19 protein-coding genes are annotated in these 23,967 nt (G+C 66.3%); 11 read left to right on the top strand and 8 right to left on the bottom strand.

The window, feature by feature from the left end; genetic code table 11:
* Nucleotides 1-25: 25 nt before the first annotated feature.
* The 3 genes from T31B1_RS15750 to pcnB are packed head-to-tail and all read right to left on the bottom strand — an operon-like array spanning nucleotide 26 to nucleotide 2,469.
* Nucleotides 26-673, bottom strand: coding sequence for a deoxynucleoside kinase (locus T31B1_RS15750; RefSeq protein WP_353250481.1), 648 nt, complete (start codon nucleotides 671-673; stop codon nucleotides 26-28).
* Nucleotides 658-1,155: a 2-amino-4-hydroxy-6-hydroxymethyldihydropteridine diphosphokinase gene (gene folK / locus T31B1_RS15745; RefSeq protein WP_353250480.1), complete on the bottom strand. Its 498-nt coding sequence runs from the start codon at nucleotides 1,153-1,155 to the stop codon at nucleotides 658-660. The genes T31B1_RS15750 and folK overlap by 16 nt, the downstream gene beginning before the upstream one ends.
* A gap of 24 nt (nucleotides 1,156-1,179) precedes the next feature.
* On the bottom strand, nucleotides 1,180-2,469 hold the full coding sequence (gene pcnB / locus T31B1_RS15740) for a polynucleotide adenylyltransferase PcnB (RefSeq protein WP_353250697.1): 1,290 nt from the start codon (nucleotides 2,467-2,469) through the stop codon (nucleotides 1,180-1,182).
* Nucleotides 2,470-2,603: 134 nt separating this feature from the next.
* Between pcnB and T31B1_RS15735 the strand changes: the two genes are divergently transcribed.
* Nucleotides 2,604-4,094, top strand: a complete 1,491-nt coding sequence (locus T31B1_RS15735; RefSeq protein ID WP_353250479.1) for an amidase — start codon at nucleotides 2,604-2,606, stop codon at nucleotides 4,092-4,094.
* A 33-nt stretch (nucleotides 4,095-4,127) separates the two neighbouring features.
* Nucleotides 4,128-4,550, top strand: a complete 423-nt coding sequence (locus T31B1_RS15730) for an RDD family protein (RefSeq protein WP_353250478.1) — start codon at nucleotides 4,128-4,130, stop codon at nucleotides 4,548-4,550.
* 14 nt (nucleotides 4,551-4,564) lie between these two features.
* Here T31B1_RS15730 and lptG read toward each other — a convergent pair whose 3' ends face one another.
* Nucleotides 4,565-5,629: an LPS export ABC transporter permease LptG gene (lptG, locus tag T31B1_RS15725; protein ID WP_353250477.1), complete on the bottom strand. Its 1,065-nt coding sequence runs from the start codon at nucleotides 5,627-5,629 to the stop codon at nucleotides 4,565-4,567.
* Nucleotides 5,626-6,729, bottom strand: coding sequence for an LPS export ABC transporter permease LptF (lptF, locus tag T31B1_RS15720; protein WP_353250476.1), 1,104 nt, complete (start codon nucleotides 6,727-6,729; stop codon nucleotides 5,626-5,628). The genes lptG and lptF overlap by 4 nt, the downstream gene beginning before the upstream one ends.
* A 213-nt stretch (nucleotides 6,730-6,942) precedes the next feature.
* Here lptF and T31B1_RS15715 point away from each other — a divergent pair, with 213 nt between their 5' ends.
* The 9 genes from T31B1_RS15715 (at nucleotide 6,943) to T31B1_RS15675 (ending at nucleotide 18,563) form a co-directional block, all read left to right on the top strand.
* Nucleotides 6,943-8,448, top strand: a complete 1,506-nt coding sequence (locus tag T31B1_RS15715; RefSeq protein ID WP_353250475.1) for a leucyl aminopeptidase — start codon at nucleotides 6,943-6,945, stop codon at nucleotides 8,446-8,448.
* A 22-nt stretch (nucleotides 8,449-8,470) separates the two neighbouring features.
* Nucleotides 8,471-8,905, top strand: a complete 435-nt coding sequence (locus T31B1_RS15710; protein ID WP_353250474.1) for a DNA polymerase III subunit chi — start codon at nucleotides 8,471-8,473, stop codon at nucleotides 8,903-8,905.
* A gap of 77 nt (nucleotides 8,906-8,982) precedes the next feature.
* A complete protein-coding gene (locus T31B1_RS15705) occupies nucleotides 8,983-11,925 on the top strand; it encodes a valine--tRNA ligase (RefSeq protein ID WP_353250473.1) in 2,943 nt (980 codons plus the stop codon).
* Nucleotides 11,926-11,950: 25 nt separating this feature from the next.
* Nucleotides 11,951-12,460, top strand: a complete 510-nt coding sequence (locus T31B1_RS15700) for an FxsA family protein (protein WP_353250472.1) — start codon at nucleotides 11,951-11,953, stop codon at nucleotides 12,458-12,460.
* A 287-nt stretch (nucleotides 12,461-12,747) separates the two neighbouring features.
* Complete coding sequence (locus T31B1_RS15695) at nucleotides 12,748-13,701, top strand: AAA family ATPase (RefSeq protein WP_353250471.1); 954 nt, start codon at nucleotides 12,748-12,750, stop codon at nucleotides 13,699-13,701.
* 4 nt (nucleotides 13,702-13,705) lie between these two features.
* On the top strand, nucleotides 13,706-14,659 hold the full coding sequence (locus tag T31B1_RS15690; RefSeq protein WP_353250470.1) for a DUF58 domain-containing protein: 954 nt from the start codon (nucleotides 13,706-13,708) through the stop codon (nucleotides 14,657-14,659).
* A complete protein-coding gene (locus T31B1_RS15685; RefSeq protein WP_353250469.1) occupies nucleotides 14,656-16,716 on the top strand; it encodes a transglutaminase TgpA family protein in 2,061 nt (686 codons plus the stop codon). The genes T31B1_RS15690 and T31B1_RS15685 overlap by 4 nt, the downstream gene beginning before the upstream one ends.
* Complete coding sequence (locus T31B1_RS15680) at nucleotides 16,706-17,263, top strand: NUDIX domain-containing protein (protein ID WP_353250468.1); 558 nt, start codon at nucleotides 16,706-16,708, stop codon at nucleotides 17,261-17,263. Before T31B1_RS15685 ends, T31B1_RS15680 begins: the two co-directional genes overlap by 11 nt.
* Before the next feature lie 352 nt (nucleotides 17,264-17,615).
* Nucleotides 17,616-18,563, top strand: coding sequence for an AraC family transcriptional regulator (locus T31B1_RS15675; RefSeq protein ID WP_353250467.1), 948 nt, complete (start codon nucleotides 17,616-17,618; stop codon nucleotides 18,561-18,563).
* Between the two features lie 48 nt (nucleotides 18,564-18,611).
* On the opposite strand, the gene T31B1_RS15670 is transcribed toward T31B1_RS15675, so the two are convergent.
* The 3 genes from T31B1_RS15670 to T31B1_RS15660 form a co-directional block, all read right to left on the bottom strand.
* Complete coding sequence (locus T31B1_RS15670; RefSeq protein WP_353250466.1) at nucleotides 18,612-20,240, bottom strand: carboxylesterase/lipase family protein; 1,629 nt, start codon at nucleotides 20,238-20,240, stop codon at nucleotides 18,612-18,614.
* Between the two features lie 115 nt (nucleotides 20,241-20,355).
* The gene (locus T31B1_RS15665; RefSeq protein ID WP_353250465.1) at nucleotides 20,356-21,993 is read right to left on the bottom strand and encodes a carboxylesterase/lipase family protein; all 1,638 of its coding nucleotides are present in this window, start codon (nucleotides 21,991-21,993) and stop codon (nucleotides 20,356-20,358) included.
* Between the two features lie 696 nt (nucleotides 21,994-22,689).
* A complete protein-coding gene (locus tag T31B1_RS15660; RefSeq protein ID WP_353250464.1) occupies nucleotides 22,690-23,955 on the bottom strand; it encodes an MFS transporter in 1,266 nt (421 codons plus the stop codon).
* Nucleotides 23,956-23,967: the final 12 nt, after the last annotated feature.

The raw sequence follows: 23,967 nt of genomic DNA, 5'->3' as shown, positions 1-23,967 counted from the left end.
GACTATACCACCGTCACGCCAGGTCTCACGAGCGCGATTCATCCAGCACGGTTCGCGGCGCCGATGAACGCACGGCCTCGACCACGGCCGCATAGTCGGCGCCCCGTTCGACCAGATCCAGGCGCGCGGCATCCACGACCACCACACGGGTGCTGTCATAGCCGGCGAAGAAGGCCTGGTAGGCCTCGACCACCCGTGCGAGATAATCCCGTGTGAGCGAGCGTTCGGCCGGCCGGTCACGGCGTGCGATACGCGTCAAAAGCACGTCTACCGGCGCATGCAGATAGATCACGCAGTCCGGCACGGGCGCAGCCCATGCCAGGCGCGCATAGATTTCGTCATACAGGGCCAGCTCCGGACCGGACAGCGTCAGGCGCGCGAACAACGGATCCTTGTCGAACATGAAATCCGCGACACAGCCGCCGTCGAACAGATCGGTCTGTCGCAGCGCGTCGATCTGACGTGCGCGCTGGAGCAGAAACGACAGCTGGGCGGCCAGCGCCTGTCCGCGCGGGTTGTCGTAAAACGCGGCCAGGAAGGGATTGTCCTCCGGCGCTTCATCGAGCCGTCTCGCTCCGAGGCTCTGGGCGAGACGGCCACACAAGGTGCTCTTGCCCACGCCGATTGGCCCTTCGATGGCCAGGTAGCCGCCGGCTTTCATCGCTGGGCCCACGGACGGATGTCATCCGTATTCAGCCCGGCGAGCAGATCGGTGACCCGCCCTGCCGACCCCAGCACCAGAGCGGGGGCGATATCGGCCAGCGGCCGCAGCACGAACGCGCGTTCGTGGGCGCGTGGGTGCGGCAGGCTCAGCCGGGGGCAATCCAGGCGACGGTCGTCGAAGGCCAGCAGATCGATATCCAGCGTGCGCGGGCCCCAGCGCTCGTCCCGGGTCCGGTGGTGGGCCCGTTCGATCGCGTGCGCGATCTCCAGCAGCGTGTACGGGTCGCACTCGGTCGCACAGGCAAGACAGGCGTTACAGAAGTCCGGTTGGCCGGCCGGGCCGCCCACCGGCGCGGTCCGATAGAGCGCCGATAACGCCAGCACGCGCAGGTCGGGATGACGCGCGAGTTCGTCGACGGCGCGTCGTATCTGGTCTGCCGGGCGGTCGAGATTGGCCCCGAGCCCCAGCCAGGCAACAGCGACGTGACGCATCGACGTGGTCCGGTCGGGCGGCGATCAGGCCGGTTCGGCGCTTTTGCGACGCCGCCCGCCGCGGCGCTTGCGACGGCGACCGGCACCCGGGGCACCGCCGGCGCCCGAACCGGGCGTGGGCGTCGACGGGTGGTCCTGTGCGTCGGTCCACCACTGTGCAAGCTCGTCGTCGACTTCGCCCGCGCCAGCACGCAGCAGCAGAAAATCGTAGGCCGCACGGAACCGCGGATGTGCGATCAAGCGCGATGCCTGTTTGCCGCGGCGCCGATGAAAACGTGGCTGGAGCTGCCATATCTCGCGCATCGGCACCGAAAACCGCTTGGGTATGGCAACCCGCTGAATCTGATGGCCGACGACCTGGGACTGGGCGCTGGCCAGTGCCGGCGCCGGCGGCGTGCCGCCGCGTTCGAGTTCGGCGGCCTGTTCGCGAACCGCAGGCCAGAGCAGCGCAGCGAAAATGAACGCAGGGGTCACCGGGCGACCGGCCTCGATACGCGCGGCCGTGTTCGCGACCGCCTGCTCGATCAGCGCCTCGCTGGCCGCACCGGCGGGCGAATCGAGCACCGCAGCCGTCTGGTCGAACAACGGCGTGAACAACCCGTGTTCGCGCAGCATCCGGAACACCGCCGGCCCGGCCGGGTTCATCAGCAGCTTGAGCACTTCGTCGAACATGCGCGCCGACGGCACGTCCGCAAGCAGCGGCACGAGCGCGCGCGGCGGCAAGGCCGGCTCGTCGATCGTCAAACCCAGCTTTGCGGCGATGCGCACAGCGCGGATCATGCGTACCGGGTCCTCCCGATAGCGCACGTCCGCATCGCCGATCAGCCGCAGGCGGCGCGCGTCGACATCGGCCATGCCGCCGACATAGTCGTAGACGCAGTCGTCGGAGATATCGTAGTAAAGACCGTTGATGGCGAAGTCCCGCCGGCGGGCGTCCTCGGCGATCGAGCCGAAGACGTTGTCCCGCAGCACGCGACCGGCATCGTCGAGCTCGCGTGTATCGGCGCCGGGATCCGATGCCCCCGGGTCGGCACGGAACGTGGATACTTCAACGATCTCGCGGCCGAAGCGGACGTGCGCAATACGGAAACGGCGCCCGATCAGGCGGGCCTTGCGGCCGAACACCTCGACGACGGCTTCCGGCTCGGCGTCGGTCGCCACATCGAAATCCTTCGGCGCCACGCCCAGCAGCAGGTCGCGCACGGCGCCTCCCACCAGACAGGCACGATAGCCGGCCGCCTGCAGGCCTTCCAGCGTCTGCAGAGCGCCGGCGCTGATCTGGTCACGCACGATACCGTGCTCGTGCGGCTCGATGACGCGTAAATCGTTGATGATATCGCCCCGTTCATGATCAAGGAGTGGATTACGCGCGCTAGTTTACAACGGTTGGCGCCGATACTGGTCCTCGGCTGCTAAGCTTGCCGAATCGATCCGACCGTCAACGGTCCATGAAGCACAGCGAATACGTCGCCTGCGACGGTCTTGAGCTGGCGCGGCTGATCGCCGACGGCCAGATCAGTGCCGCCGAAGCACTGGCTGCCGCCCGCGCCCGCCTGGAGGCCGTCAACCCGGCCATCAACGCCGTCATCCGGCGGATGGACACCGAAGCCGATACGGCCGCCGCGACAGCACGCGACAGCACGCGTGCGTTCGACGGCGTGCCGTTTCTGCTCAAGGATCTGTTCCAGGACTACGCAGGCGTACCCAGCAGCTACGGCAGCCGTGCGCTGTACAAGGCGGGCTACACCCCGTCCCGGCATGCCGAGATCACCCAGCGTTTTCTGGCCGCCGGCGTGACGATACTCGGCAAGACGAACACGCCGGAATTCGGAATCAAGGGCGTGACCGAACCGGAGGTGTTCGGTGCCACGCACAATCCATGGAACGTCGAGCACACGCCCGGCGGGTCGTCGGGCGGCTCTGCCGCGGCGATCGCGGCGGGCATCGTGCCACTGGCCGGCGGCAACGACGGCGGCGGATCGATCCGTATTCCGGCCGCCTGTTGCGGGCTGTTCGGGCTCAAACCGGGCCGCGCGCGCACGCCCGGCGGCCCGCGTCACAGCGATCTGATGCATGGTGCCTCGGTGGAGCACGTGATTACCCGTTCCGTACGCGACAGCGCGGCGATGCTCGATGCCGTGGCTGGTTATGAGCCGGGCGCGATCGTACGTCTGGCCCAGCCGGCCACGTCCTATCTGGCCGCGCTGGATCGCCCGCCGTCGAATCTGCGTATCGGCCTGCTCGCCGAGTCGCCGTTGGGTGTGCCGCTGCACGCCGAAGCGCTCGCCGCGGTCGAAGGCACCGCGGCCCTGCTCACCGATCTGGGGCACGACGTCGAATACGCCGCACCGGCGATCGACGGCCTGGCCCTGGCACGCGATTTCCTGTCCATGTGGTTCGTCTATGCCGCGCATGCGATCGATACCGCGCGCGCCGATACGGGTGCGCATGCACGAGATTTCGAACTGGACACCCGTGCGATCGCCCACGTCGGACGCGTCCTGACGGCCACGGAGTACCTGTCCATTCACAGCCGCTGGCAGGACTATCGCCGGGCCCTGGCCGAGTTCCACGGCCGCTACGATGTCCTCGTCACCCCCACACTGGCCGGGCCGCCACCGCGTATCGGCGACACCCAGCTGCCCGGCTGGCAGCGCGGTTTGCTGAGGCCGCTGCTCAGACTGCCGTCGGCGCGCACGATGATTCGCTCCGGCATCGTCGAACAACTGGCACGCGAATCGCTCAAGCATGTGCCGTTCACGCAGCTGGCCAACCTGACGGGCGTGCCTGCCATGTCGGTGCCCCTGCACATGACCGACAACGGGCTACCGCTGGGCAGCCAGTTCGTCGGCCCGCCCGGCAGCGAGGCCGATCTGCTCGCGCTTGCCGGCCAGCTCGAGCAGGCCGCGCCCTGGTTCGATCGTCTGCCTACGCTATAACGTCCCCGCTTTACTCCCAGGTCCGTTGGCATCATGAGCTTTTCTCCCTACCCGGCCGGACTGGTCCGACGTCTGGCCGCCGCTGTCTATGATCTGTTCCTGCTCGTCGGGCTGTGGCTGCTCTCCGGTCTGTTGCTGCTGCCTTTCCACCACGGCCAGGCCGTGGACGGGCAGAGTCCGTGGGTACGTCTGTACTTCCTGTTCATTCCGTACCTGTTCTTTTCCTGGTTCTGGATGCACGGCGGTCAGACCCTGGGCATGAAGGCGTGGCGCATGCAGCTGCGCGCGCTCGACGGCGGCCCCGTACAGTGGTATCAGGCGGTCATCCGCTATATCGCAGCCTGGGTTTCATGGCTGTCGATCGTCGGCGTGCTGTGGTGCGTCGTCGACGGCCAGCGACGCAGCCTGCACGATATTCTCAGCCGTACCGAAGTCGTGGTCGTTCCACGCGACTGAGGCCGTCGGGCCGGTCAGCTCAGACGCCGCATCCAGATGGCGGTGGCCGCGGCCAGCAGCGCAGTCGGCAGACTGGCGGCCAACCACGGCGCGATCCCATAGACCGGCCCGCTCGAAGCCACGATCTCGTTGACGAGAAAAAAGACGAGTCCGATCAGGCCGCCCATGAAAAGTCGCTGGCCTGCGCTCGCGCTGCGCAACGAGCCGAACGCGAACGGCAGCGCGAATACCACCAGCACCCAGACCGTAATCGGGTTGACGATATTGCGCCACAGCGCCAGCCGGTAGTCGTCGGCATTGATATCGTTGGCCTGCAGGTAGTCGATATAACGCCAGAGCCCGACCGTGGAAAGCTCGTCGGGTGCGGTGACCGCCAGATCGAGGACGCGCGGATCGATATTCACGTCCAGCGTGAGCGTATCGGGCGCTCCGGTTTCCGTGCGGTTCTCGCCGATCCGGGTGAACTCCGGTTTGTCGACGATCAGCTTGCCACCGGCCAGCCGCGCCTGTTCTGCTACGAGGGCACGGCTCAGCTGGCCGTCGTCGGTCATCTCGTAGACATTGAGGCCATCGATACGGCCGCCCGGCAATGTGCCGTCGATCCGCACCACGGTGTCGCCCTGGCGCAGCCAGAGCCCGTCGTCGATCCGGTCGGCGATCCGCCCGTGCCGCGCCTGTTCGCGCAGATCGTCACCCATGCGCACCCCGGCCGGGCCGACATACTCGCCGATCACCACCGCCACCAATCCCAGCAGTACGCCGGCGATCGACACCGACACCGCCAGACGGGCCATCGACATGCCTGAAGCCCGTACCACCACCAGCTCGCTGCCGGCCGCCAGCGCCCCCAGGGCCAGCAGCGAACCGAGCAAGGCGATCACCGGCAGAACCAGGTACAGATCGCTGGGCAGATGCAGCAGCGTGTAGGCGATCAGATCCGGCAGCCCGTAGTCGCCATCGCCTATATGGTCGGCGTCGCCGATGAACAACGACAGCGCGACCAACGCTCCGACCACCAGCGCGACCACGCCTGTGGCGACCAATATGGTACGGCTGATGTAGCGATCGATCTGCTTCATGACGCCCGTCCCGCGCCGCGCAGCCGTGTGAATACACCCTGCTCCCGCATCACCAGCGCCACCGCGATCACCAACACCAGCGCGTGGACCCACCACACGCCGATCGCCGGCGGCAGGCGGCCGTCCTCGACCGCCGTGCTGGCCAGGTGCACGGCATTGACGTAGATGACATAGAACAATATGCCGGCGATCACGCGGCCATAGCGCCCGGAGCGAGGCGGTACCCGTCCGAGCGGCAGGGCCAGCAGTGTGAGAATGAGGATCGACAGCGGTACCGAAACCCGAGTCTGCCATTCGGCCGCGGCTTCCGGATCGTCACTGGCCAGCAGCTGCATGAAGCCTTGTGCCTCGACATCGCTGCTGGCCTCGGCGCGGGCCGGGGCCAGTTGCACGCCGTGCTCGGCGAACTTGATGGTTCGGTAATCGGCGCGTCCCGGGTAGCCCTCGTAACGCCAGCCGTTGTCCAGCACGAGCGTGACCCGACCGGTCTCCGGATCGGTCTGTTCGCGGGCACGATCGGCGGTCACCACGGTTTGCGTGGGCCGGTTCTGATTGTCCTTACGCTGGACACGGATGAACACGTTTCGAAGGTTATTGTCATCATCGCGGCTGGCGGCGTAGAACACGGCCTCGCCATCGAGAAAAGTCTGAAAACGGCCGGGGGAAAGCGTTCTCAGCAGCGCTGTCGCCCCGGCGGCTCCAATTTCCTTCATCGCACGCTCGGCCTGGGGCGCGGCCACGATCGATGCGGCCCCGGCCAGTAGGGCAACAGCAAACGCGAGCGCGAAAAAGGGTCGGTAGACGGTTTGCAAGCTCGCACCGCCCGCCAGCAGTGCCGCCATCTCGTTGTCCCGGCACAGCCGGCCGAGCGTGAGCAGCACCGCCAGCAGCATGGAAATCGGCATGACGATTTCCAAGTTTTCCACCACCTTGAACGCGGCGAGTGCCAGCACGGTATCCACCGGCAACTCGCCCGCGGCGGCATCGGCGATATAGCGTGCGAAACCCAGGCCCAGGGTCAGGAACACGAGGACGCCGGTTACCACCAGCCAGGTCCGCGTGAGCTCACCGAGCAATACGCGGAAGACCACACTAGGCATGGGCAGCCGCCCCGGCGATTCGCTCGTCAGCGCAACGAGAATTCATTTATACTGCGTCACGCATTGAGGGGGGTGATTTGTCTGCGGTTTTCGGTAAACTGCGCGACCTCGACAGCAGTTCTGGAAAGAGCGATTACCATGCCGAAACCGTTCGAGCCTGGAAACCGCGTGCGGTTTTCGCTGTCATAACAGTCAGTCTTGCAGGAGCACTTCATGGAATATCTCGTCAAAAGCGGCAGCCCCGAGAAGCAGCGTGTCGGATGCGTTGTGGTGGGTATCTTCGATCGCCGCAAGCCTTCGACGCAAGCCGAGGCTCTGGATCAGGCCAGCGGCGGCCTGATCGCCTCGGTGATGCGTCGGGGCGATATGGACGGGAAACTGGGACAGACTACCCTCCTTCACGGGTTGGAGAATCTGTTCTGCGACCGAATCCTGCTGGTCGGCTGCGGCAAGGAGCGCGACTTCAACGCCCGCGCCTACCGCCGGGCCTGTCAGGCCGCCGCCAAGCAACTGGACGGCATGGGCGGCGTGGATGCGGCGTTTTATCTGACCGAACTCAATGTGAAGGGGCGGGATGACTTCGGCTGGAGCGTCAAGCAGGCACTGCTGACCGTCGAGGACGTCTTTTACCGGTTCGAGGCCTGTCGGGGCACGGGCTACGAGCGTCATACGCGCAAGCTCGCCCGGCTGATTTTCCAGGTGCCCCGCCGTTCGGATCTGCCCGCGGCCGAGCGTGGTGTCGACGAAGGTGTGGCCACGGCCAACGGTGTCAAGTTCGCCAAGGACCTGGGCAATCTGCCCGGCAATATCTGTACGCCGACCTATCTCGCCGAGCAGGCGGTCGCGCTGGCCGAGCGCGAGAGCGCGGTCAAGACCACCGTGCTCGAGGAATCGGACATGGAATCGCTGGGCATGGGCGCGCTGCTGGGCGTGTCCCGCGGCTCGCGCCAGCCGGCCAAGCTCATCGTCATGGAGTACATGGCCGGGGCCAAGAACGCCAAGCCCATCGTGCTGGTCGGCAAGGGCGTGACCTTCGACGCCGGCGGCATCAGCCTCAAGCCGGGCGCGGCCATGGACGAAATGAAGTACGACATGGGCGGTGCGGCCAGCGTGTTCGGCGCTGTCCAGGCCGCCGCCGAACTGGGCCTGCCGGTCAATGTGGTGGGCGTTATTCCTTCGACCGAGAACCTGCCCGACGGCGATGCCTACAAGCCGGGCGACATTCTCACCAGCATGTCCGGGCAAACCATCGAGATCCTCAATACCGACGCCGAGGGCCGTCTTGCGCTGGCCGATGCACTGACCTATGTCGAGCGCAACTACCAGCCCGATGCGGTCGTGGACATGGCCACCCTCACCGGTGCATGCGTGGTAGCGCTGGGCGCCCATGCGGCCGGTCTGTTCTCGAACAACAGCCCGCTGCGTCGCAGCCTGCGCGATGCCGGCGAAACGGTGGGGGATCGGGCCTGGCCGATGCCGCTGTGGGAGGAATACCAGTCACAGCTGGATTCCAACTTCGCCGACATGGCCAACGTGGGCGGCAAGGGCGCCGGTGCGGTCACCGCGGCGAGCTTCCTGCACCGCTTCGCGCGCAAGCTGCGCTGGGCGCATCTGGATATCGCCGGGGTGGCCTGGACGTCAGGCAAGGACAAAGGGGCGACCGGACGCCCGGTGGGCCTGCTGGTGCAATACCTGATCGACCGCGCGCAACAGGCGTGAGGCCGGCCGGGCACGCGGTTTCGTGACCGAGGTCTTCTTCTACATCCTCGAAGCTGAAGGCGCCGAGGCCCTGGAGCGCTTTGCCTGTCGGCTGACCGAGAAGGCCCATGGCGAAGGTCACAGGGTGTACGTGCATGCGGCCGACGCGGACCAGGTCGCACGCATGGATACGCTGCTATGGGTCTTCCGCCAGGGCAGCTTCGTTCCGCACTGCGCTGCGAACGATCTGGCCGACGACGATCGCTTGACGCCCGTGCTCATCGGCACGGGCGCGCCGCCCGCCGGCTTCGACGATGTACTGGTCAATATCGGCGGTGATGCGAGCGGTTTCTTCTCGCGTTTCAATCGCCACAACGAGGTGGTCGCCCCGGAGGCTGTCGCCGACGCGCGTAGCCTGTATCGTTTCTACAAGGACCGCGGCTACGCGCTGACCACGCACAAGATCGCACCACGGTGACCCCCCGACATTTTTTCCGACTGTAACGAACGGCAGGCCCGTATCGACGGGCCGAAAGGCAATGCTTGATGGCTGACATGGACAAGACATTCGACCCGCACACCATCGAGGCGCGCTGGTACCCCGTCTGGGAAGAACGCGGCTATTTCGCGCCGGATATGGATGCGCCGGGCAACCCGTACTGCATCATGCTGCCGCCGCCGAACGTGACCGGCAGCCTGCACATGGGCCACGCCTTCCAGCATACGCTGATGGATGCGTTGACCCGCTACCACCGCATGAGCGGCGACCCGACCCTGTGGCAGCCGGGCACCGACCATGCCGGTATCGCCACCCAGATGCTCGTCGAGCGCCGGGTCGAAGCCGAAGGCGAGTCGCGTCACAGTCTCGGTCGCGAGGCGTTCACCGACCGGATCTGGGACTGGAAGGCTGAATCCGGCGGCCATATCACCCGCCAGATGCGGCGCCTGGGCGCATCGGTGGACTGGTCCCGTGAACGTTTCACCATGGACGACGGGCTGTCCGAGGCGGTGCGCGATGTATTCGTCGCCCTGCATGCCAAGGGTCTAATCTATCGCGGCCAGCGTCTGGTGAACTGGGACCCGGTCCTGGATACCGCCATCTCCGATCTCGAAGTCGAGAATCGCGAGGTCGCCGGTCACATATGGCACTTCAAGTATCCGCTGGCCGACGGCGAAACCTACGAATACATCGAAAAGGACGCCGACGGACAGATTACCCATCGCGAGACACGCGACTATATCTCGATCGCCACGACCCGCCCCGAAACCATGCTCGGCGACGGTGCGATTGCCGTCCACCCGGAAGATGAACGCTACGCGCCGATCGTCGGCAAGCTCTGCGAGATCCCGGTCGGCCCGGTCGCCCAGCGCCGGCGTATACCGATCATTACCGATGAATACCCCGATCCGGAATTCGGCTCCGGCGCGGTCAAGATCACCGGCGCGCACGACTTCAACGACTACGAAGTGGCCCGCCGCAATGCCATCCCGATGTACCGGCTGATGGACAGCACCGCGTCCATGCGCGACGACGGCCTGGCCTATGTCCAGGCGGCCGCCCGGGCCGCCGAGATCGTGGCCTCCGGGCATATGCCCGAAGCCAGCGATATCGATGCGCTCAATCTGGTACCGGACGAATACCGCGGCCTGGACCGCTATACCGCCCGCGAACGGATCGTTTCGGCCATCGACGCCGAAGGGCTGATGATCAAGGTCGAGGACAAGACCCTCATGCAGCCCTATGGCGATCGCTCCGGCGACGTCATCGAACCGATGCTGACCAATCAGTGGTTTGTCGATGCCAAGACCCTGGCCCAGCCCGCGATCGAGGCAGTCGAAAACGGCGACATCCGGTTCGTGCCGGGCAACTGGGACAAGACGTATTACGAATGGATGCGCAACATCCAGGACTGGTGCATCTCGCGCCAGCTATGGTGGGGGCATCGTATTCCGGCCTGGTACGACGAGGCCGGCAACGTCTATGTCGGCAACTCCGAGGCCGACGTGCGCACCGCTCATGGTCTTGGCGACGACATCATACTGACCCAGGACGAAGACGTTCTGGACACCTGGTTTTCATCGGCGCTGTGGCCGTTTTCGACGCTCGGCTGGCCCGACGAGACGCCGGCGCTGGCGCGGTTCTATCCGACCAGCGTGCTGGTGACCGGCTTCGATATCATCTTCTTCTGGGTCGCCCGGATGATCATGTTCGGCCTGGAGTTCATGGACGACGTGCCGTTCCACGAGGTCTACGTCCACGGCCTGGTGCGTGACAACGAAGGCGCGAAGATGTCCAAGTCCAAGGGCAACGTGCTGGACCCGATCGATCTGATCGATGGCATCGACCTCGAATCGCTGGTCGCCAAGCGCACCGGCGGCCTGATGCAGCCCCAGAAGGCCAAGGCGATCGAGAAAGCCACGCGTCGCGCGTTCCCCGACGGCATCGCCGCCTACGGCACCGACGCCGTGCGCTTTACCTTCGCCGCCCTCGCCTCGCCCGGGCGCGATATCCGCTTCGATCTGGGCCGTGTCGAGGGCTATCGCAACTTCTGCAACAAGTTGTGGAATGCGGCGCGTTTCGTGCTGATGCAGGTCGGTGAGGATTTCACTCCCGCCGACGACCAGGCAGTGGCGCTCTCGGCCGCCGATCGCTGGATCGTCTCGCGTCTGCAGGCGACCGAAGCCGAGGTGGCGCGCCAGTTCGACGCCTATCGCTTCGATCTGGCGGCCAAGGCGATCCACGATTTCATCTGGCATGCCTTCTGCGACTGGTATCTGGAACTGGTCAAACCCGTTCTCAATGCGCCAGCCAGCGATGCCGAACGGGCCGGCACGCGGCGTACCCTCGTGCAGGTGCTGGAGGCGACACTGCGTCTGGCCCATCCGCTGATGCCGTTCATCACCGAAGAGATATGGCAGCGCGTGGCCCCGCTCGCGCTCGGCCGAGCCCTGGCCGCCGACGGCGAGAGCATTTCGGTCCAGCCATTCCCGCGGACTGATCCGGCACGGCTCGACCTCGACGCCGAGGCCGAGATCGAATGGCTCCAGGCCGTCATCGCCGGGCTGCGGACCATTCGCGGCGAAATGGATATTGCGCCCAAGCAGAAGATTCCGGTCTGCGTCGCACGGGCCCAGGCCACCGACCGCGAACGCCTGACGCGCCACCGCTCGGCCATCGACTTTCTGGCCGGCGTGGAATCCATCGACGAGATTCAGGCCGAGGATGCGCCCGAGTCGGCAACCGCGCTGGTCGGCCATATGCAGTTGCTCGTGCCGCTGGCCGGCCTGATCGATCAGGAGGCCGAACTGGCCCGCCTGGACAAGCGGCTGGCCAAGCTGGAGAAGGATCTCAACGGGATTCGCGGCCGGCTGTCCAGCGATTCGTTCGTCGCCAAGGCACCGGCCGAGGTCGTCGCCAAGGCGCGCGAACAGCAGGCCGATGTCGAACGCGAACTGGGCGAACTGACCGAACAGCGCCAGCGTATCGCTGCGCTGTAGCCACTATCCGCGCCGGGAGACCTCCATGGCTATCAGACTGTTGCTGCTATTCATTGTCCTGCCGATCGTCGAGCTCATGCTGCTCATCAAGATCGGCGGTGTGATCGGTTTCCTTCCCACGATCGCGCTGGTCATCATCACCGCGTTCGTGGGCAGTCAGCTGGTGCGCCGGCAGGGCCTGACCGTGCTGGCGCGGATCCGCGAATCCCAGGCCCGCGGTGAAGTGCCGACGCTGCCCCTGCTCGACGGCGCCGCATTGCTGTTCGCAGGCTTCATGCTGCTCACGCCGGGTTTCATCACCGATATATGCGGCTTCGTGCTGCTGATCCCGGGCCTGCGCGAGCGGCTGGCGCGCGGCCTGGTATCCAAGGTGGTGGTGATGACGCCCGGCGGGATGGCCGGCGGTCGCTATGCCGGCCGTGGCGCTGCGCGCGGCCGTTCCGATTCCGTCATCGAGGGCGACTACCGCCGTACCGACGGCACCGCCCCCAGCGACGAAACCGCGGAGCGAATCGAGCGAAACGACCGCTCGTAAGCCCTTGCGGCCGCCAGCCTGATGGCGCGGCCCGTCGCGAGCGAATACCGCACTTATTCGCAGGATTGCTGCGCCGGCAGACGCGGCTTGCGGGATAGCGCGTCATCAGGCGCGCTTTCCGGGCCTGCGCGGATCCTCGGATCCCGGCATCGACACGCCGTGAGCCGGGGCCGCCGTTCGCGGGCGGCTGGTTGCCGGCGCGCCTCGCGGGCTGCCGAGCGTGCCAATAGGCAACGGCTCCGGTAGGCTCGAACGTATCGTTTCCCTTATGTTCGAACGTTGCCGCGATGACGACGATATCGCCAAGCGGATCGGTCCATGAACAGACCGGTGCTGGCCCGACCGCCGCCCGCCTCACCGCGGTCCAGACCGCCCTGGCCACGCGTGTGCTCGGCAAGAGTCACGAGTTGCGCCTGGCGCTGACCTGCCTGCTCGCCGACGGCCATCTGCTGATAGAGGATGTACCGGGCGTCGGCAAGACCACGATGGCGCATGCCGTGGCCCAGGTGTTCGGCCTGACGTTTTCGCGTATTCAGTTCACCAGCGATCTGATGCCCAGCGATATCCTCGGCGTGTCCGTGTTCGACCGAAACACGGCAAATTTCGTATTCAACCGCGGGCCGATCTTTGCCGAGCTGGTTCTTGCCGACGAAGTCAATCGCGCGAGTCCGCGCACCCAGAGCGCGCTGCTGGAAGCCATGTCCGAGCGCCAGGTGACCGTCGATGGCCATACCCGACGGCTGGCGCCGCCGTTTAACGTGATCGCCACTCAGAACCCGGTCGACCACAGCGGCACCTTCGCATTGCCCGACTCGCAGCTCGATCGCTTTGTCATGCGTATCGGCATGGGCTATCCGCCCGCCGAGGCCGAGCGTCGTCTGCTGGCCGAGGGCAGTCAGCGCGACCAGCCGCTGACGCCGATCGCCACCCCCTCCGATCTGCTCGCCTGGCAGCGCTCGACCACCCATATCGCCACGCGTGAGGCAGTCATCGACTACCTGCTGCGGCTGATGCACTACTCGCGGCGTCCCGGCCTGTTCGAACAGGGGCTATCCCCGCGTGCCGGACTGGCCTTGCGTCGTGCCGCCCAGGCCTGGGCCATGCTCGATGGGCGTGATTTCGTGCTCCCCGAGGATATCCAGGCCGTGCTGCCGGCGGTGGCCGATCATCGCCTGCATCGTCGTGACGGCGACAAGGCGCCGGGCTCTGCCCTGCTGCTCGAGCACGTCGGCGTCGATTGAGTCCGTGGCGCTGGCCTATCGGCTGCGCCAGGCGCAGCAACGTTTCATCCGCCGTCGCACGCCGGCGGCCGTACCGCCGCTGGCCATCTCGCGACGCCGGCTGTATATCCTGCCGACCCGCAGCGGCGTGCTGTTCGCGGGCCTGCTGGTGGTCATGCTGTTGGGCGCAACCAATTACAGCAACAGCCTGGCTTTTGCACTGACGTTCTGGCTGGCCTCGATCGCACTGGTATCGATGCACCATGCGCATCGAAACCTGCTGGGCCTGGAGTTGCGCGCGGTCGACGCCGAGCCCGTGTTCGCGGGTACGCCGGCCGTGTTCGATATCACGCTGGCACACCAGGCAACCCGCTCGCGACGCGCGGTACAGGTCAGCGCCGATCGGAGCCGCGCCGGCACGCCGGTCGACCTGGGGCCACGGGCGAGCGCGCGTGTTCAGGTCGATGCCGGGGCCGCCCGGCGCGGGTCGATGCCCTGTCCACGCCTCCGGCTGGAAAGCATCTATCCGATCGGTTTGTTTCGCAGCTGGAGCTGGCTGACACCGCAGGCACAGCTGCTGGTCTACCCTCGCCCGGCCGGCCGCGATCGTCTGCCCGAGCCCTCGGCAACCGACAGCGATCCAGCGGCCGTCGCTTGCCTGGGCCGTGGCGAGGTGATCGGCCAGCGTGGCTATCGCCGCGGCGACTCGCCCCGGGATATCGACTGGAAGGCGAGCGCGCGCAGCGACGACACGCTCGTGCGCGAATACGAATCCGAAGGTCGGCGCCGGCTGTGGCTGGACTATGAACATCTGAGCTGGCTCGATCATGAAGCGCGACTGTCGCAGCTGACCCTGTGGGTTACGCGGGCCGAGCGCCAGGGGCTGGACTACGGGCTGGCTCTGCCGGGGACGCGTATCGAGCCCGGCCACGGGCCAGCGCATCTGCGTAGCTGCTTGCACACACTGGCGCTGGCATGATCGCGCTCGGCCAGCGTCGACGCCGGACTCGCCGGCAACGGGCGGCCTATCAGCCGCCCAGCAGCATCCAGCGGCTGCGACTGACCGGCTGTCTGGTGCTGGTGGCCGCACCACACCTGTTTCATCTGCCGGGCTGGGTGCTCGCGATCGCCCTACCGCTGATCGCCTGGCAGAGCCTGGCCGCGGCCCGCGCGTGGCCTGCACCGGGGCGAGTGCTGCGCTTTCTGCTCGCGGCCAGCGCTTTTGCCATCGTGTTCGTGGGCTTCGGGCGCGTCAACGGCCAGGAAGCCGGCGTGTCGTTATTGCTGATTATGCTCAGCCTGAAGCTGTGTGAAGTCCGCAGTCATCGCGACGCCATGGTGTTCCTGTCGCTGCTGTGTTTCCTGCTGGTCACCCAGTTCCTTTTTTCACAAAGCCTGGGCATGGCGCTGTACCTGATCATCGGTACCTGGGCGATCATGGCCGCATTCGTGGATATCGGCAGCCGGGCAAGCATACACAGTGCGCTGACCGACGCCGGGCGGCTGCTCATCCAGGCGCTGCCGCTGGCCGCGCTGTTGTTCGTGCTGTTTCCTCGTATACCGGGCCCGATCTGGGGCCTGCCGTCGGACGCCGGTGCCCGCCAGACCAGCGGGTTGTCGGAGAGCATGGCCCCGGGCAGTATTTCCGAACTTGCGCTATCGCCAGGTGTGGCCCTGCGTGCACGCTTCGACGGCCCACCGCCGCCACCCGGCCAGCGCTACTGGCGCGGCCCGGTGCTCTGGGATTTCAACGGCCGGAGCTGGGAGATCAATCAGGCCAATCGCCGCCTGCCGGACGCCCGGATCGACCCGGCCTCCGACAGCCAGCGCTGGCGTGTCGATATCACCCTGGAGGCGACACGCCACGATTGGCTGATCGCGCTGGACACACCCCTGTCCATCGACCGCCCGGCAACACGCGGGGCCGGGGCGACGCTGCATGCACAGGACACCGTCGACCAGCGCACACGATATATTGCAACCTCGGTCGTCGGCGGCCGGCTGGACGCCCAACTCGCGCCGACCAGCCGACGGCGAGCCCTGCTGTTGCCTTCGGCCGGCAATCCGCGTGCACGGGCGCTGGCCGATGGCTGGGCCGGCCAGGGGCTGTCGCCTGCGGCCACCGTCGAGGCGGCGCTTGGCATGTTTCGACAGCAGCCGTTCGTCTATACGCTGTCGCCGCAGCGCACAGGCCCGGACAACGGCATCGATGAATTCCTGTTCGATACGCGCGAAGGTTTCTGTGAGCACTTTGCCGGCGCGTTCACCTTCCTGATGCGTGCTGCGGGCATTCCGGCGCGGGTGGTCACCGGCTATCTCGGCGGAGAGGCTTCGACGATGGGCGACTACTGGATCGTGCGCCAGGCCGATGCCCATGCCTGGGCCGAGGTCTGGTTTGCCGACCGGGGCTGGGTCCGGGTGGATCCGACCGCTGCGGTGGCGCCGGATCGTATCGAGTCCGGGCTGTCGGGATCGGTGATCGACAACAGTCGACTGCCCTATATGGCGCGCGGCAACGACGGGGTCTGGTACCAGGCCCGCATGATGTGGGACGCGGTCGATGCCGGCTGGAACCGCTGGTTTCTGGCCTACGGCCCGCAGCTTCAGCAGCAGCTGCTGAACGCGCTTGGACTCAAGGGCTGGACACGAGCGCTGCTCGCATTGACGGCCGGTACGCTGGGATTGCTGGCGCTGGTGTCGGCCTGGCTCGCCTGGCGCATGCGCAGGCGTGCCCACCCCGATCCGACGGTTCGCGCCTGGCATCGTATCGGCGCCCGACTGGCCAGGATCGGCTATCCTCGCCGACCGAGCGAGGGCCCGAGCGCTTATGCCCAGCGTGTGGGCGCCGCGCGCCCGGACCTGGCTGCACAGCTGGGCGAACTCGCCGACACCTATATCCGGTTACGCTATCAATCCCTCGCGGGCACCTCGGACGCCGCTTGCCGGGCTTTCGTCAAGGCCGCACGCAGGTTTCGTCCCCGACGCCGGCCGCCGGCCGGCCACCGTTCATCGGAGCAAATGCCTCATGCGCGATAACCGCCAGTTCTGCCCTGTCTGTACCAGCCTGCTCGTACATCGCGAAATCGGCGGCATCGAGCGCCCCCTGTGTTCGGATACAAGCTGCGGGTTCGTGTTCTGGGACAACCCCATTCCCGTGGTCGCGGGTATCGTCGAACACGAGGGCAAGCTGGTTTTTGCCCGCAACGCACTCTGGCCGGAGGGGATGTACGGTCTGGTCACCGGTTTCCTCGAGCCGCGCGAGACACCGGAGTTCGGTGTGGTGCGGGAGGTTGCTGAAGAACTGGGCCTGCGCGCGCGGGTGACCGAATTCGTGGGCGCCTACGGCTTCGCCCGCAAGAACCAGCTGCTGCTGGCCTATCATCTGGTTGCCGAAGGCACGATCACGCTTGACGCGGAATTGGCCGACTATTTCCATGTGGACAAGGCCGAAGCCGAATACTGGCCGGGCGGCACCGGCCTGGCCGTACGCGACTGGTTGCTGAGCCAGGGCTACGACCCGCAGCCCCGCGAACTGCCGGATGCGGTCAAGGCCTGGATGAAGGCGCCGATCGACCAGGACTGAGCCTGAACGGTTCGTGGTGGCGGGTCGGCGCACGGGCATGGCCCGGCCAGCGGCAGCGCTTTGACGAACCCTCGTGCGCGACCAACGCAGGGCGCCACGCACGCATGCCATGCGACCATGAACCGGCTGGAGATCGCTCTGATCGCCGGCCGCCGCCACGTCCGTCCGGGCACGACGTGGCGGGAACCGTAAGCCTGTGAACACGGGGGCGAGCGGCACGCTGCCGCCGCTCGCAACAACCGGGCAGCGACATCATGATTATCACGGGCAACTAGCTTGCGCGCGATTCGCGCTCGCCAGCGGCCAATCGCCTTCGTAGGATCGATCGCGTACTGCCAGGGAGAACGCGGTCATGGATCGTCTGAGTATCCTGAACGAGCAGCGCTTGGTGGACTGGCCCTGGGGCGACGATGCGCTCAGCGCCGATCGGACGAAATTACCCGACGCCGACGCCTTTCGACTCGAGGACGCGCGTAGCTACGCGCCGATGCCTACGGTCGCGCATGCCCAATGGCCGCGCATGCATATCTCGCTGATCGTCGACGGACGCTTCAGCACCGCGTATCGCACCGGTCTGTCGTTGCGTCGATTCGATCTCGGTCGGGGCAGCATCTTCATCTATCCCGCGGGCTGCGAGCTCGCCGACATCCGGCCCACCGGTGACTTTCGCATGCTGCTGGTCGAGATCGGCGGGCCGCTTCTACAGCAACTGGCCCAGGAACGGGATTCGCCGACCACCGACGATATCCAACCGCAGCACGACATACGCGACCCGGGCCTGGCGCGACTGGTGCGGGCCATGGAGAGCGACGTTAGACGCCGGCGTCCGATCGGGCGGCTCTATTCCGAATATCTGTCGCTGGCCCTGGCCAGTTATGTCATGGGCCGTTACGGGATACGCCACGAACCCGATACCCGCGCGCCTGTCCTGTCTGCACTGCAGCGCACCCGGGTTCGCGAGTACATCCACGACCATCTGGAGCGCGGGCTCAGCACCGTGGAACTGGCCCGGGTCGCTCAGCTCAGCCCGCGGCATTTCAGCCGCCTGTTTCGGGCGAGCTTCGGTGAGTCGCCGCATCAATACGTGCTTCGACTGCGTCTGGAGCGTGCCCGTACGCTGCTCAGCAGCGGGTCAACCGCCATCTCCGATGTGGCGCTGGCCGTGGGCTGCGGCAGCCAGAGTTATTTCACCGATCTGTTCCGGCGCGCGACCGGCATCACGCCCCGCCAGTACCGGCTACAGCATCGACCCCAGAGCCGATGCACGGCGCGTCAATCATGCCGCGGCGAGCCGGGGTGAGCCACACCCGGCGCGCCGCACACCGGACCAATACCCGGCCTCGTTCATTCAGCCGTTCAAGGACGCCCACAGATCACAGTGATGATCGTCGGACAGCGCCGAGATGTCTTTCGTCACCGGCTCGGGCAGCTCCAGGGACAGGTATTGCCGCGAATCGTCGCTATAAGCCGGCCATTCGGGCGTGGATGACGCATTCGGGTCGCCGGCCGCAGCGAACGTGGTCCAGTAGCTGACCATATCGGCCGAAAGCGCTGCCTGGGCATCGTCGAGCGGTTTAGCCGTGCCGGTCGCCCCGCGGAACAGGGGAAACAGATACTGTATCTCGCCGGTGTGATAGGCGCCGAAGTCGAAGGACACCGGCGGCGCATAGACCGGCGCGGTGCGATCGGCGAACTCGAAAATATAGACCGGCACGTACTCGGCCATGGCCTGGTCGAGCGCCAGCCCCGGGCAGACGATGCCGGAGTCGGTCTGTACCGCCGATAGCGCCAGGCTCGGCGAATCGTAGGCAGCCAGCGGATAGGCATCGCGCACGTCCTGGGCGCGCTCGCCGTAGCCGGCTGCGATCTGGCTGTCGTACTGCTCGGCGGTCACGACCTGGCCGCTGCTGGTTTCGTTGACCGCGACGAAGAAACGGTTCTCGTCACGCGTTGCCCCACCGATGACCGGGACCTGGTTGAAGTCGCCGGATTGAAAGGCGGCGAGCAGCGGCTGCGTGATGAGCGTGCCATCGATCACGGGGTTGCCGCCGAAAGAGCCGGCCGCCTGAATCTCGGCCACCGACAGCGCGCGCAGACAGGCCACGGTCTGCCCGGCGTCCTCGCTATCGCAGCCGGTGGCCTCGGCCAGTGCCAGCCCGTCGGCCTGGGCCGTGGCCTGGTCCACCGTGGCCGGGCCCGCGCCGCTTTCGATGATCGCGCGGTCGAACAACCCGGCTGCGGTCGGCGACGCCAGATGCACCCATACGCTCTTGCCGCCGGCGGACTCGCCGGAAATCGTGACGTTGTCCGGATCGCCGCCGAACGCGGCGATATTGGCCTGTACCCACTCGAACGCGAACTGCTGGTCCATGAACCCGTAGTTGCCGAATGAGTGCCCCTCGTCGTCCAGAGCCGGCAGGGAAAGGAACCCGAATACGTTCATCCGGTTGTTGATCGTGACCACGATCACATCGCCATCGCGCGCCAGCTGGGAGCCGTCATAGTCGTTGCTGCCCCCTGCCAGAATGGCGCCGCCGTGCATCCATATGATGACCGGCAGCGCCGCATCGTCGGTACGCGACCCAGGCGCGAACACGTTCAGGAACAGACAGTCCTCGTTCTGGCTGGGTGCGGCAAAGACGCCGAGCGTGAGTGTCTGGGCACAGGTATTGCCGAAAGCCACCGCCTCGCGCGTCTCGGTCCAGGGCTGCACGCTTTCGGGCGGGCGCCAGCGCAGGTCGCCGACCGGCGGCGCGGCATAGGGAATGCCGAGAAACTGTTCGACCTCGTTTTCGACCCTGCCCTGTACCGGCCCGGCCGACGTATCGACGATCGCCGTGCGCGCGGTGCCGTCGCCGCTGTCAGTCGAACCGGCAATATCGACCGATCCGTCGTCACTACAGCCCATGAGCAGACCGGCACACAGTGCCGCCGTCAGCCAGGGTGAGACCGCACGCCCGATGTCTGTTGTTTTCATGACGACTCCCGTTTTTTTATGAACATCCGTGCTGCCGACACCGAACAGGGACGGCAGCCATCGAAATACGGTTCGTGCATCGACCGACACAGCGCGCAGCCGTAGCCGGCCCGCGCTAGCGCCCGGCCAATGCGTCCCACAGGTCACAGTGATGCGCTGCGGCAAGGTCCGCGACATCGCGTGTCACCGGTTCGGGCAGTTCCAGCGACTGATACCGAGGGCGATCCGTGGCATAGGCAGGCCAGTCCGGCGTGCCCTCGGCGTTGGGGTCGGACACGGCCGCAAACCGAGTCCAGTAGCTGACCATGTCGTCCGAGAGCGCGCTCTGGGCGTCGCTGAGTTCGTGAGGCGTGCCCTGTCCGCCAGCATAGAGTGGAAACAGGTACTGGATCTCGCTGGTGTGGTAGGCGCCGTAGTCGAACGACACAGGCGGAGCATAGGCGGGCGCGGTGCGGTCGGTGAACTCGTAGGCATAAACCGGCACGTACTGCGAAAACCGGCGGTCTTCGTCCAGCGCCGGGCAGACATAGCCGCTGTCGGTGGTCAGCGCCGACGACGCCGCGCCCGCCGAGTCGTAGGCCGTCAATGGGTAGGCGGCGAGCACCTCGCCCGCGTCGTCGCCGTAACGGCTCTGAATCTGCCCGGTGTACTCGTCGTCGGTCAGCGCACGACCGCTGTTGAGTTCGTTCAGGCCGATGAACAGCGTGTTCTCATCCTTGTTGGTACCCGAGATGATCGGCACCTGGTTGAACTCACCGGAAGCCAGCGCCTGATCGAGTGTCTGGGTCAGAATCGTGCCGTCGAGCGGCAGAATCTGACGGCTCTGGAATCGCGGCGCCATCGACTGGATCTCTTCGACAGACAGCGCGCGCAGACACTGTGTGGTCTGCTCTGCGTCATCGCTCTGGCAACCCACCTGTTCGGCAAAGCTCACGCCCTCCGTTTCGGCGCTGGCCAGATCGGTGGTCGGCAACCCGGCGCCGCTTTCAATGATCGCGCGTTGGAACAGTCCGGCCGCGGTGGGTGATACCAGGTGCGCAAGAATGCTGCGCCCGCCGGCGGACTCACCGAATATCGTGACGTTGCCCGGATCGCCACCAAAGGCCGCGATGTTGTCCCGTACCCACTCGAACGCGAACTGCTGGTCCATGAAACCGTAATTGCTGAACGCATGACCTTCGTCGTCGAGCGCCGGATGCGACAGAAATCCGAACACGTTCAGCCGGTAGTTGAAGGTCACGACCACCACGTCTCCACGGGCGACCAGCTTGCTGCCGTCATAGTCGTCGCTCTCGCCGTCGAACAGCGCGCCACCGTAGATCCAGACCATCACCGGCAGACGGGCGTCCGCCTTGATGGCCCGCGGTGCGAACACGTTGACGAACAGGCAGTCCTCGCTCGCGCTCGGCGAAGCGAATACCCCGAGCGTGTTGGTCTGTGCGCAGGTATCGCCGTAGGCGAGGGTCGAACGCGTCTCGGTCCAGGGTTGGGGAGGCTGCGGGGGCCGCCAGCGCAGATCACCCACCGGCGACGCGGCAAAGGGAATGCCGAGGAACTGGCTGACACCCGAAGCGATACGCCCCTGCACGGGGCCATCGGCGGTCTGCACCACCGCGGTTCGGGTCGAATCCGGGGCGGGCGCACTGCCCAGCTGAGCGTCCTTGTCGTCGCTACAGGCACCCAGCGCCAATGCAACGACAATCGCGCACGCTGCGCCGGATACGCCTCTTGCACGTTCTACTCGCATCGTCATGATCTCCCCACCCCGTGTCATGAATGCTGGCCGATGATGTACAGGTGCCGCGGGCCCCGTTCCCGCCCGGGCCGATGGCCGGGGTGCCGTTGTGTGCCGGCACTACGGCATGGCTCAGTGTGGGGTAAAGGTGCACCTGCGTCTTTCGGTTTCCGGCCATTTACTATCGTCTTCGGGCCATGCATGAACGGCAGGCCCGGGCCGGATCACAGAAACGCGCGACCGCCGATCCGGCGTGAAGCGAACCGCTGTATACGACCCGTGGCCGACGACGGTTCGCTCGATTCGACATAGACAGGACAGGCTGCACGCGGTAGACGAGCGCGCGAACGTCTGGCCAGCCCGTTTTACCGGCGCCATACGCACATCCGGCCGATCGAGCAGGGGCGCCGCAGGTGATCGACGCCCCATAGCGGACGAGCGGGGTGTCGCCGGCCGGCCCGTACCAAACGCTTGGGCAAATACAGGGAGCGATCGTGTCACAACGGACCCACGCGATTCGAAGCGGGCTCCGATAGACGCCCGCACCGCGGCGAATCGGAGACCGAGATCGGACGCCATGACGCCGGACGCTTGCCTTCCGGCGTCTCGATCGGATACGGGTTCGGCCCAATCCGCGGCCCGTGTTCCACGCGCGCGGCGGCACGTTCGATCCGAACGCCCAGCGTCACGGCATCGGTCTTTCGAGGCCGCCGATCAGCCGGCGCTCGGGGCCTCGCGAACGTCGACCCGGGTAAGCAGCCAGCCGCCGGCCACGAACAGAATCAGCACCGACAGAATCGACAGGCGCGCACTGCCGGTGAGCGCCGCGGTCAGGCCAACCAGCAGCGGGCCGATGACGGCGGCGAATTTGCCCATCATGTTGTAAATGCCGAAATACTCGCCGGCTTTGCCGTCCGGTATCAGGCGGGCGAAGTAGGAGCGCGACAGCGATTGCACCCCGCCCTGGACCAGACCGATCACGCCAGCCATGACATAGAACTGCCAGACCTCGGCCAGGAAGTAGCCCCACGCCGTGATCCCGGCATACACGGCCAGGCCTAGATATATCGCCTTCTTCGTATCCCAGCGCTGGGCCAGCCAGCCAAAGCCGACTGCGGCGGGAAAACCGATGAACTGCACCATCAGCAACGCCGTGATCAGACTCTCCTGGCCGAAACCCAGGTTCAGCCCGAAGTCGACCGCCATGCGGATGATCGTGTGCACGCCGTCGATATACAGCCAGTAAGCCAGCAGAAACATCCACACCGCGCGTTCGCCGAGAATGCGCCGCGCGGTGGCCCGGAGTTCGGACAGGCCGGCCCGCAGTGCCTCGCGCGCCCCCGGCGTCTCGGCGTTGCGGGACTCGTCGACGAACAGGAACAGCGGCAGCGAAAACACCGCCCACCAGAGCGCCACACTGGCAAACGCCCAGCGCACGGCCTCGGCCCGGTCAGCCAGGCCAAACCAGTCGGGTGCGAGCGTCATCGCCACGTTGACCGCCAGCAGCAGCCCACCGCCGAGATAACCCAGGCCGTAGCCCAACGCCGACACCCGATCGTATTCGCTCGCGCTGCACACATCCACGATGAGACTGTCGTAGAACACCATCGCCAGGAAAAAACCGATCGAGGCGACCACGAACAACGTCAGCGCGGCCAGCCAGGCGCCCTGGCCGACGAAGAACAGCCCGGCGGTGGCCGCCACGGACAGGCCGGTGGCCAGCGCCAGGCCGAGCTTCTTGCGCCGGCTGCGATCGGCGATCGCGCCGGCCAGCGGTGCGAGCATGAGCACGACCAGGCTTGCCAGTGCGCTGCCGAGGCCCAGCTGGAGCGTACTCGTCTCTGCCGGATGGCCCGCACTCCAGTAAGTCTTGAAGAAGATCGGGAAGAAACCGGCAACAACCGTGGTGGCGAATGCCGAGTTGGCCCAGTCGTAGAGCGCCCAGCTGAACTGCGCGCCGCGCGCGGAGGTGATCGCCATGGCAGAAGGTGT

The organism is Salinisphaera sp. T31B1 (assembly GCF_040361275.1).
GTDB lineage: Bacteria > Pseudomonadota > Gammaproteobacteria > Nevskiales > Salinisphaeraceae > Salinisphaera.
Note: the sequence above shows the minus strand (reverse complement) of the source record. Positions and strands in the feature narration are given on the sequence as shown.

What these genes read in the sequence shown, in the direction of transcription:
- folK (WP_353250480.1), bottom strand. Translation starts at nt 1,155, where the DNA reads ATGCGTCACGTCGCTGTTGCCTGGCTGGGGCTCGGGGCCAATCTCGAC.
- lptG (WP_353250477.1), bottom strand. Translation starts at nt 5,629, where the DNA reads ATGAAGCAGATCGATCGCTACATCAGCCGTACCATATTGGTCGCCACA.
- T31B1_RS15680 (WP_353250468.1), top strand. Translation starts at nt 16,706, where the DNA reads ATGCGCGATAACCGCCAGTTCTGCCCTGTCTGTACCAGCCTGCTCGTA.
- T31B1_RS15705 (WP_353250473.1), top strand. Translation starts at nt 8,983, where the DNA reads ATGGACAAGACATTCGACCCGCACACCATCGAGGCGCGCTGGTACCCC.
- T31B1_RS15715 (WP_353250475.1), top strand. Translation starts at nt 6,943, where the DNA reads ATGGAATATCTCGTCAAAAGCGGCAGCCCCGAGAAGCAGCGTGTCGGA.
- lptF (WP_353250476.1), bottom strand. Translation starts at nt 6,729, where the DNA reads ATGCCTAGTGTGGTCTTCCGCGTATTGCTCGGTGAGCTCACGCGGACC.
- T31B1_RS15685 (WP_353250469.1), top strand. Translation starts at nt 14,656, where the DNA reads ATGATCGCGCTCGGCCAGCGTCGACGCCGGACTCGCCGGCAACGGGCG.
- T31B1_RS15700 (WP_353250472.1), top strand. Translation starts at nt 11,951, where the DNA reads ATGGCTATCAGACTGTTGCTGCTATTCATTGTCCTGCCGATCGTCGAG.
- T31B1_RS15675 (WP_353250467.1), top strand. Translation starts at nt 17,616, where the DNA reads ATGGATCGTCTGAGTATCCTGAACGAGCAGCGCTTGGTGGACTGGCCC.
- T31B1_RS15695 (WP_353250471.1), top strand. Translation starts at nt 12,748, where the DNA reads ATGACGACGATATCGCCAAGCGGATCGGTCCATGAACAGACCGGTGCT.
- T31B1_RS15735 (WP_353250479.1), top strand. Translation starts at nt 2,604, where the DNA reads ATGAAGCACAGCGAATACGTCGCCTGCGACGGTCTTGAGCTGGCGCGG.
- T31B1_RS15660 (WP_353250464.1), bottom strand. Translation starts at nt 23,955, where the DNA reads ATGGCGATCACCTCCGCGCGCGGCGCGCAGTTCAGCTGGGCGCTCTAC.
- T31B1_RS15730 (WP_353250478.1), top strand. Translation starts at nt 4,128, where the DNA reads ATGAGCTTTTCTCCCTACCCGGCCGGACTGGTCCGACGTCTGGCCGCC.
- T31B1_RS15665 (WP_353250465.1), bottom strand. Translation starts at nt 21,993, where the DNA reads ATGACGATGCGAGTAGAACGTGCAAGAGGCGTATCCGGCGCAGCGTGC.
- T31B1_RS15670 (WP_353250466.1), bottom strand. Translation starts at nt 20,240, where the DNA reads ATGAAAACAACAGACATCGGGCGTGCGGTCTCACCCTGGCTGACGGCG.